Annotated in this window: 7 protein-coding genes and 2 pseudogenes; 5 read left to right on the top strand and 4 right to left on the bottom strand. The window is 73.4% G+C overall.

The genetic code is table 11. The features are described 5' to 3' along the window. Positions 1-103: pseudogene (locus DEF28_RS29170) on the top strand (thiolase family protein); the annotation flags it as partial. Between the two features lie 319 nt (positions 104-422). Here DEF28_RS29170 and DEF28_RS07355 read toward each other — a convergent pair. Further along, a pseudogene (locus DEF28_RS07355) lies at positions 423-1456 on the bottom strand (acetyl-CoA C-acyltransferase). A gap of 170 nt (positions 1457-1626) precedes the next feature. Between DEF28_RS07355 and DEF28_RS07350 the strand changes: the two are divergent. The 3 genes from DEF28_RS07350 (at position 1627) to DEF28_RS27990 (ending at position 3536) form a co-directional block, all read left to right on the top strand. Next, on the top strand, positions 1627-2511 hold the full coding sequence (locus DEF28_RS07350; RefSeq protein ID WP_114400041.1) for an ATP-binding cassette domain-containing protein: 885 nt from the start codon (positions 1627-1629) through the stop codon (positions 2509-2511). Next, entirely contained in the window at positions 2508-3176 is a 669-nt protein-coding gene (locus tag DEF28_RS07345; protein ID WP_114400042.1) for an ABC transporter, read from the top strand. Before DEF28_RS07350 ends, DEF28_RS07345 begins: the two co-directional genes overlap by 4 nt. 201 nt (positions 3177-3377) lie before the next feature. Further along, positions 3378-3536: a hypothetical protein gene (locus tag DEF28_RS27990; RefSeq protein ID WP_181874417.1), complete on the top strand. Its 159-nt coding sequence runs from the start codon at positions 3378-3380 to the stop codon at positions 3534-3536. 93 nt (positions 3537-3629) lie between these two features. Here the strand turns inward: DEF28_RS27990 and DEF28_RS07340 are convergent, their stop codons facing one another. The 3 genes from DEF28_RS07340 to pdxH all read right to left on the bottom strand — a co-directional run bounded on the left by DEF28_RS07340 (position 3630) and on the right by pdxH (position 7736). Next, on the bottom strand, positions 3630-5894 hold the full coding sequence (locus tag DEF28_RS07340; RefSeq protein ID WP_114400043.1) for a SpoIIE family protein phosphatase: 2265 nt from the start codon (positions 5892-5894) through the stop codon (positions 3630-3632). 194 nt (positions 5895-6088) lie between these two features. Then, a complete protein-coding gene (locus DEF28_RS07335; protein ID WP_114400044.1) occupies positions 6089-6799 on the bottom strand; it encodes a metal-dependent transcriptional regulator in 711 nt (236 codons plus the stop codon). A gap of 262 nt (positions 6800-7061) precedes the next feature. After that, the gene (gene pdxH, locus DEF28_RS07330) at positions 7062-7736 is read right to left on the bottom strand and encodes a pyridoxamine 5'-phosphate oxidase (RefSeq protein ID WP_114400045.1); all 675 of its coding nucleotides are present in this window, start codon (positions 7734-7736) and stop codon (positions 7062-7064) included. A gap of 141 nt (positions 7737-7877) precedes the next feature. On the opposite strand from pdxH, the gene DEF28_RS07325 reads away from it, so the two are divergent. Then, positions 7878-8984 (top strand): citrate synthase 2, encoded by a 1107-nt coding sequence (locus DEF28_RS07325; RefSeq protein WP_114400046.1) that lies wholly within the window; start codon positions 7878-7880, stop codon positions 8982-8984. Positions 8985-8987 lie beyond the last annotated feature (3 nt).

Below are 8987 nucleotides of genomic sequence, written 5' to 3'. Positions count from 1 at the left end.
CTGTCGGCCGGCCTGCCCGAGACCACGCCCGGGGTGACCATCGACCGGCAGTGCGGCTCCTCCCAGCAGGCGGTGCACTTCGCCGCCCAAGGCGTGATGCCGGACCGGCGGGAGGTGCCGCCGTCGCCCGGCGCCGGGCTGCTGTGCGGCGCGCGGCGGTTCGGCAGGGATCGTCATGGAGCGGTACCCGCGCGGACGCGCGGCGTCCGGCACCGGTACGGCCGACGGGAGTCCCGCCGCGCCCGGCCGGGCGCGGCGGGATGCCCTCCCGGCCTGGGAAAACTAACACTGTCCGGGTCGCGGTCGCGGCGGAACCCCGGTTTTCCCCGGTCTCGACCGCCCCGGTGCGGTGGATCGGGCGCGGCCGGACCGGACGAACGCCGATACGCCGGACGTCTCGGGCGCCTGCGGGCCGCGCGGCCTCAGACGCGCTCGATGATGGTCACGTTGGCCTGGCCGCCGCCCTCGCACATCGTCTGCAGGCCGTACCGGCCGCCGGTGCGCCGAAGCTCGTACACGAGCTTGGTCATCAGGACCGCGCCGGTGGCGCCGAGCGGATGCCCGAGGGCGATCGCGCCGCCGTTGGGGTTGGTCCGGGCCAGGTCGGCGCCGGTCTCCTTCGCCCATGCGAGCGGCACCGGGGCGAACGCCTCGTTCACCTCGAACACGTCGATGTCGGCCACCGCCAGCCCGGCCTTGGCCAGGGCCGCCCGGGTCGCCGGAATGGGCGCGGTGAGCATGTAGACGGGGTCGTCGCCGACCAGCCCCAACTGCACGATCCGGGCCAGCGGGGTGAGCCCGTGCTCCTCGACGGCGCGTTCCGAGGCGACCAGCAGCGCGGCCGCACCCACCGAGATCTGGCTGGCGACCGCCGCCGTGAGGGCCCATCCCGCACGCAGCGGCCGCAGCCCCGCCATCTGCTCCAGCGAGGTGTCCGGGCGCACGCCCTCGTCGCGGGTGACGCCCGCGAGCGGCGCCACCTGCTCGTCGAACACGCCGGCGGCCAGTGCGGCGGCGGCCCGCCGGTGGCTCTCCAGCGCGTACTCCTCCAGGTCTGCCCGGGTGAGCCCCCACCGCTCGCACATCAGCTGGGCGCCGCGGAACTGCGACACCTCCTGGTCCCCGTACCGCTCGGACCACCCCGTCCCGTGGAGCGGGAGTCCGGCGTCGAGCGCCGGCTGGACGTTGGAGCCCATCGGCACCATGCCCATCCGGGCGTGGTCTCGGGCAGGCCGGCCGACAGCCACGCGGTCCGGGCGAGGTCGACCGCCTGCGGACCGACCTGGCTCACACACCCCATGACCACGTCCTCCACCGCGGCCGGATCGACACCCGTGCGCGCCACGAGCTCCCGCAGGACGTGTGCCCCGAGGTCCGCGGGGTGCACCCCGGCCAGCGCGCCCTTGCGTGTTCCCACGGGGGTGCGAACCGCCCCGACGATGAATGCCTCAGCCACGGTGTCCTCCTGCGGCGCGTCGGTCCTACGTCCTGTACCCGAACCATATTCGGTTCGCGCGGTGTCCGGCCGCCCCGGCCCCGCACCCGGCCGTCCCCGGCCACGGACCCGCCGCGGCCTCCCCCCACGGGAGGATGCGGACCCCGTGCCGGCCGGTGAGAATGGCAGGCATGCACCTGCACCAGGTCGCCAAGCGCTACCACCGCACCGGTCCGTGGGTGGTGCGCGAGGTCGACCTCGACATCCCGCCGTCCTCGCTGGTCCAACTGCACGGCGGCAACGGCCGCGGCAAGTCGACGCTGCTCCGGCTCGTGGCGGGGCTCAGCACGCCCACGACCGGGCGCGTCGTCGGACGCCCCCGTACGGCCTACGTGCCCGAGCGGTTCCCGCCCGCACTGCCGTTCACCGCCGAGGGCTACCTCCGGCGCCTGGGCCGGGTCCACGGACTGGGGCACCGGGAGAGCGCACGCCGCGCCGACCGGTGGGTCGAGCGCCTCAACCTCGGCGCGCACGCCCGGACCCCGCTGCACCGGCTCTCCAAGGGGACCACCCAGAAGGTGGCCGTGGCCCAGGCCCTCATGGCCGATCCGGATCTGCTGGTCCTGGACGAGGCGTGGACCGGCCTCGACCAGGACGCCCGCGCGGTGCTGGACGCCGCCGTGCGCGACCGCGTCGCCGAGGGCGGCAGCGTCGTCTTCGTCGACCACGACCCCGCCCGGCTGGCCTCCTCGGTCACGGCCGCATACGAGGTGGTGGACGGCCGGCTCCGGCCGGGGACCGTCCCGGAGCCGCTGGAGCCGGCCGTCCTGGAGCCGGGGCCGGTGGTGGTCGAGGTCGCCGGACCGGCCGGGGCGGACGAGGTTCCGCTCCCCGCCGCGCTGCCCGGTGCGCCGCTGCGCGAGGCCGCCGGTCGGGCGGTGGTCCGGTTGACGGTCGCGGCCGCCGACTCCGACGCGCTGCTGCGCGCGGTGCTGGCGGCCCGGCCGCCGCTGCACGTCCGCTCCGTACGCCCCGCCGACGACCCCGCCCGTTCCGCTCGGGAGGACGCACGATGACCGCGCTGGTCGGCTACCGGCTCGCCCTACTGCTGCGCTCCGCGCGCTGGGTGCCGCCCGCCCTGCTCTGGGCGGTGATCCTGGGCATCGGCAGCTCCCCCGGCCAGCCGTTCGCCGAGGTGCTCGCGTACAACTCCATGGCGCTGGTGCCCGCCGCCGCGTGGCTGGCGCGCTCGGTGCTGCTCCTCGAACCGGACGCCTCGCGCGCCGTGCTGGTGGCGGCACGCGGCGCCGTCCGGGTCCATCTGGCGACGCTGCTCGCGGTACTGCCGCCCGGGCTGGTCCTGGCCGTGCTGGGCATCGGCGCGGCGGCCGCGACCGCGGGCGGAGCCGGCCCCGGCGGCGCGGAAGCGGCCGGATGGCCGGTGCTGGCGGCCGCCGCTCTGGCCACCGGCCTGGCCTGCGTGCTGGTCGGTGCGGCGGTGGGCTCGCTCTGCACGACGCTGCTGGCCCGGCGTCCGGCGATCGCCATCCCGGCCACGGGCGTCCTCGCCGTCGTCGCGCTGATCGCCGGCGGATCGCCCGCGAACGCCGCGGTCAACAGCGTGGTGGACGTCCCCGCGCCGGAGGCCACCAGCGCCCTGCTGACGGCGCTCGCGGTGTCGGTCGCGGTCGCGGCGGCCGCGGCGGCGGTGACCGCGTGGCTGACCGTCCGGCGGTCCTGACCGCCGGACGGCGCGGTACCGGCCCGGTGCGCGCACGCGCACCGCGGCCGGGGTACATCATGGAGAGACCCGTGGCGGACATCCCGCGGGCCCCACGCGACCGGTCTCCGGCGGTGCCAGAACGGCCGCCGGGCAGGACCGCGGGGCGCCCACCGGCCACCGCCACATCCCCCCGACGGGTAACAGCGAAAGGATCACGGCGTGTTCGACGGCGCGATCGTACTCGGGCTGCTGGTCATCCTGCTGGTGATCGGCATCCGCAAGCTTCGCCGCAGGGTGCACATCCCGTGGGCCACCGGCGGCCTGGTGGTGTTCTTCGTGTTCCTGGTGCTGCTGCTGTGGGCGTGGTCCTGGCGGTGACCGGCGGAACCGAGGCGGCGGGTCGGCGCTGATCGCGGTCCGCCGCCGGGCACGGCCGCGGGCGGCTGCGCCCGCGAGCGGGCCGGGCGGGGGTCAGTCCGACTGCATCGGGATCTCGAACCAGACGGCCTTGCCATCCGGGGTCGGGCGGGAGCCCCATCTGGAGGCGAGCTGGTCCACCAGGTAGAGACCGCGGCCGCCCTCGTCGTCGGCCCCGGCGCTGCGGATGCGCGGCAGCCGCAGGTCGTGGTCGAAGACCTCGACCCAGACCGAGGACGCGCCGCGGCGCAGCCGGAGCAGGAACTCGCGTCCGCTGGGCTCCTCCGCGGACTCGGTGGCGGCGGCCTCGTCCAGCAGGTCGGACCAGTCCTCGTCGAACTCGTCGAGCCCGCCGAGGGCCTCGGCCGTTCCGGGCGCCGGACCGTCGGAGTCCCGGACGCCCTCGGCGGTGAACTCGCGGCGGACCGGATGCGGGGTCGCATGGATGACCACGTTGGTGACGATCTCCGAGACCAGCAGGCAGGCGAGTTCGGCCTGGTCGCGGTCCATGCCCCAGTCGGCGAACGTGGTGGCGGCGAGCCGCCGGGCCTCGCCCACGGTGGGCGCCTCGGCCGGGAACCAGCCCTCCTGCAGGGCCAGCTCCTCGGGGTGCGAGCGGACGACCAGCAGTGCGGTGTCGTCGTCGATCTCGCCGGGCACGGCCATGACGGCGCCCTCGGCGATCTGCTCGACGTCCTTGTTGGCGACCTCGCGGACCCGCTCGTGCAACTGGTCCAGCGCCCGCTGCACGTCCACCGTGCCGCCGAGCGGGCGGCGCTCGACGAGGCCGTCGGTGTAGAGCAGCAGCGTGGCCCCGGGCGGGAGGGTGAGCGTGGACTGGTGGTAGACGGCGTCGTCGTAGGGCACGCCCTTGATCTTGACGCCGAGCAGCATGTCCGAGACCTCGAGCGCGAGCTCCTCGACCCGGCCCTCGCAGATGAGCAGCGGCGACTGGTGGCCGGCGTTGGCGTAGGACAGCTCGCGGGACCACGCGTCGTAGACCATGTAGAGGCAGCTGACGCTGGGGACCCAGGTGCCGCCCTCGTCGTCCGGCTGGCCGAGCTGGCGGACCCACTCGTCGAGCTCGCGCAGGATGTCGGCCGGCTCGCGGTCGGCCTGGGCGAAGGCCCGCAGGGCGGCGCGCAGCTGGCCCATGACGGCGGCGGCGTGCGGGCCGCGCCCCTCGACGTCGCCGATGACGATGCCGACCCGGCCCGCCGACAGCGGGATGACGTCGTAGAAGTCGCCGCCCACCTGGGTCTGGATGCCGTGCCCGTGGGTCTCCAGCGGCTTGGCGGGGATGTAGCGGTGCGCGATGGACAGGCCGTCGAAGAGCGGGAAGCCGCGCGGCAGCAAGCTGTTCTGGAAGGCGAGCGCGGTGCTGCGCTCCTCCTCGAACAGCCGGGCGTTGTCGATGGCCAGCGCCACCCGCGAGGCGATGGCACCGACCAGGTCGCGGTCGAAGCCGTCGTAGTGGGTCTTGCTCCGCGGTGTCAGCCGCGACAGCGCGAGCGTGAGCACGCCCAGCAGCTCGCCGCGGGCGCGCAGCGGCGCCGCGATGGCCGAGGAGACCCCGACCTGCTCCGACACCCGGGCGGAGCGCTCGTTCGGCGCCACGTTGGTGGCGTGCACGTAGTCGCCGACCACGACGGTCTCCAGGCGCCGCATGGCCTTGACCACGAAGTGGTGGTCCGGGTAGCGGACCTCCTCGCCGACCTCGAACCAGCTCGCGGGCGGCGGGGTCCAGCCCTCGGCGTGCAGCGAGACGCGCCGCATGACGCGGTCGTTGTCGATGAGGTCGATGAAGCAGTGGTCGGCGAACTGCGGGACGAGGATCTCGGCGACCGCCTTCGCGGTGGACTCGGTCTCCAGCGAGCTGGCGAGCCGGGCGCCGATGCGGTCCAGCAGCCCGTACTGGTCCTCGGCCCGCCCGTCGCGCATGGCCTCCTGGGCGAAGACGACCACGCCGTCGATGGCGCCGGAGCCGTGCTTCAGCGGAACGGCCTGCGCGCGCACGTGGACCCAGGTGGAGTCGCCGCGCCGGACGGCGAAGGTGCCGTCCCAGTTCTCGCCCTTGAGGACGCGGCGCGCGAGCTGGCCGGCGAGCTCGTGGTCGGCCTCGTGGATGCCGAGGTCGAGAAGGGAGGTGCCGCGGTGGTCGTCACCGCCGACGAAGCCGAAGAGCTCCATGGCGGAGGGGTTCCAGTACAGCAGGTTACTGAAGCGGTCCACCACGAGGACGGCGATCTGCGCCTGCTCCAGAACATCGGTCCCGGCCAGCGCGTTCTCGTCGTAGAAGGCTTCCCCCCACCGCTTCATAAAGCCGCCACCTCGCCGTCACGGACCGTACTCATGATGACCCACGCGACCCATATCGCCCCCGCGCAATGGGCATATGGAGCTTCATGTCGACCGGCCCACGCCATGAGCCGAGCGTAGCAACAGCCGAATCGTATCCGCAGAGCAACGCGACATTTACTCGGGGACCCCCGCTCGGGCAGCCCGTACCCCGTCTACGGCTTGGCGACGAAGATGTGACTGGCGATCTGCCGCGACAGCTCGCTTGGCTCACCATCCCTGTGCGTCCCACCAATCACCCGAACACCGTCCTCGCCCGCGAGGAGCGTCACCTCATGTCCAGGTTGTACCCCGGCGCGCTTGAGGGTGAGCATCACTTCCGGATCGGCTTGCAGCTGCTCGCTGATGCGGCGCACCGTCACCCGTACCTCGGCGGCGTTGGCGACGTCGAGCATCGGCACGATCGAGTCGTCGGAGAAGGGCTCGGGCACGTAGTCGCGCAGGCCGAGCTCGTCCAGCCCCGGGATGGGGTTGCCGTGCGGGCACACCGAGGGGGCGTTCAGCAGCCGGACCAGGCGCTCCTCGACCGCCTCGGAGATGACGTGCTCCCAGCGGCACGCCTCGACGTGGACGTCCTCCCACGGCAGGCCGATGACGTCGACCAGCAGGCGCTCGGCCAGGCGGTGCTTGCGCATGACATGGGTCGCGAGGCGCCGCCCCTCAGCGGTCATCACGAGATGGCGGTCGTTCTCGACCCGGAGCAGGCCGTCGCGCTCCATCCGCGCGACCGTCTGGCTGACCGTCGGTCCGCTCTGCTTCAGGCGCTCGGCGATCCGGGCGCGCAGCGGCACGATGCCTTCTTCTTCGAGCTCGAAGATGGTGCGGAGGTACATCTCCGTGGTGTCGATAAGCCCGTGTGCGGTCAAGGCTCCCCCTCCCCTCAAGGGCCCGTTGAGAGCAGTCAACGGCAGATCTCTCAACACGGGCCAGCGCGCTGCTGTTCCGGCAGCCGCGCACCTGGGAAGGGGCGGCGCCCACCGGGCCGGCGGCACTGGCCGCGGGAGCGGCCACCGATGGCATCAATCATAGCGTGGCAACGGACGCATCACCTCCGCGCAATGTGTCTTAGATCACGCTTTTCAGGCGCGGGGTCCGCCGCGCGGACGGGTCCGGCCGGCCGAGGCGGGGTCAGGGCGAGAGCCGCTCCACGTCCCACCGGGCGGCCGGCTCCCCGCCCGCCGCCCCGCCCGCCCTGCGGTAGCGGAACCGGTCGTGCATGCGGTCCGGCCTGCCCTGCCAGAACTCCACCTCGGCGGGCAGGACGCGGTAGCCGCCCCAGTACTCCGGGCGCGGGACGGGCTCCTCCTCGGGCCACATCGCCCGGAAGCGCGCGTAGCGGGCGTCGAGCTCGGCGCGGTCGGCCACCGGCGCCGACTGGTGCTCGCTCGCCCAGGCGCCGATCTGGGAGCCGTGCGGGCGCGAGGCGAAGTAGGCGTCGTTCTCCTCGGCACTGAGACATTCGACACGGCCGGTCACGATCACCTGGCGGCGCATGGCGTGCCACGGGAAGACCACGCTGGCCCGCGGGTTCACGCTCAGCGCGCGGGCCTTCCGGGAGGTGTAGTTGGTGAAGAACCGCAGGCCCGCGCGGTCGTAGCCTTTGAGGAGGACCGTCCGGGCGCTCGGCGCGCCATCCGGGTCCACCGTCGCCAGCACCATGGCGTTCGGTTCCGGCAACCCCGCCGTGTGCGCCTGTGTGAACCAAATGTGAAACTGCTTCATAGGGTGCGCGGACAGATCGGCGCGGCGCAGGGGCGTACCGTCATAAGGTTCACGCAGCTCAGCGGGGTCACAATGGTTCACAGTGGTGCATCCTCACACGACCTGTGGGGTACGCGCCAGCCGGTGGCTCAGCCATTGGGACACCTCGCGTGTCATCGCAAAAACCCCAACAGGTTCAATGGATGCACCCTTTCCAGGACCGAGGAGACGGAGGAAGCCGGTATGTCGGACTTCAAACCCGGGCTCGAAGGAGTCGTGGCGTTCGAGACCGAGATCGCCGAACCGGACAAGGAGGGCGGCGCCCTCCGGTACCGGGGCGTCGACATCGAGAACCTCGTCGGCCACGTCACCTTCGGGCGTGTTTGGGGGCTGTTGGTCGACAACAGCTTCAACCCCGGACTTCCCTTCGCGGATCCGATCACCCTGCCGGTCTCGACCGGTGACGTCCGTGTCGACGTGCAGAGCACGCTGGCGACCCTGGCACCGCTCTGGGGCTTCAAGCCGTTGCTCGACATCGACGACGCCGAGGCGCGCGAGAACGTCGCGCGTGCCGCCTCGGCGGCGCTGTCCGTGATCGCGCAGTCCGCGCGCGGCGACCAGCCGCAGGTGCCGCAGAGCCGGGTGGCGGAGGGCTCGACGGTCGTCGAGCGCTTCATGATCCAGCTGCGCGGCGAGCCCGATCCGCGGCACGTCAAGGCCGTGGACGCCTACTGGACGTCGGCTGCCGAGCACGGCATGAACGCGTCCACCTTCACCGCCCGCGTCATCGCCTCCACGGGGGCCGACGTGGCGGCCGCGCTCTCGGGTGCGGTCGGTGCCATGTCCGGGCCGCTGCACGGCGGTGCCCCGGCGCGCGTGCTGCACATGCTCGACGAGACCGAGCGCATCGGCGACGCCCGCCAGTACGTCAAGGGCGCGCTGGACCGGGGCGAGCGGCTCATGGGCTTCGGCCACCGCGTGTACCGCGCGGAGGACCCGCGGGCCCGGGTGCTGCGCCGCACCGCCAAGGAGCTCAACGCTCCCCGGTACGAGGTCGCCGCCGCGCTGGAGACCGCCGCGCTGGACGAGCTGCACGCCCGCAAGCCGGACCGGGTGCTCGCCACCAACGTCGAGTACTGGGCCGCGGTCGTGCTGGACTTCGCCGAGGTCCCCTCGACGCTGTTCACCTCGATGTTCACCAGTGCCCGCACCGCGGGATGGTCGGCGCACATCCTGGAGCAGAAGCGCACCGGCCGCCTGGTGCGCCCGAGCGCCCGCTACACCGGCCCGGCCGAGCGCGACATCAACCAGGTCGACGGCGCGGCCGACGCGCTGGCCGCGGGCGTCTGACCG

This window comes from Marinitenerispora sediminis (assembly GCF_003336425.1).
GTDB lineage: Bacteria > Actinomycetota > Actinomycetes > Streptosporangiales > Streptosporangiaceae > Marinitenerispora > Marinitenerispora sediminis.
The sequence above is the reverse complement of the archived record's forward strand: the minus strand, read 5'-3'. Positions and strand labels throughout refer to the sequence as shown.

What these genes read in the sequence shown, in the direction of transcription:
- DEF28_RS07350 (WP_114400041.1), top strand. Translation starts at nt 1,627, where the DNA reads ATGCACCTGCACCAGGTCGCCAAGCGCTACCACCGCACCGGTCCGTGG.
- DEF28_RS07345 (WP_114400042.1), top strand. Translation starts at nt 2,508, where the DNA reads ATGACCGCGCTGGTCGGCTACCGGCTCGCCCTACTGCTGCGCTCCGCG.
- DEF28_RS07340 (WP_114400043.1), bottom strand. Translation starts at nt 5,894, where the DNA reads ATGAAGCGGTGGGGGGAAGCCTTCTACGACGAGAACGCGCTGGCCGGG.
- DEF28_RS07325 (WP_114400046.1), top strand. Translation starts at nt 7,878, where the DNA reads ATGTCGGACTTCAAACCCGGGCTCGAAGGAGTCGTGGCGTTCGAGACC.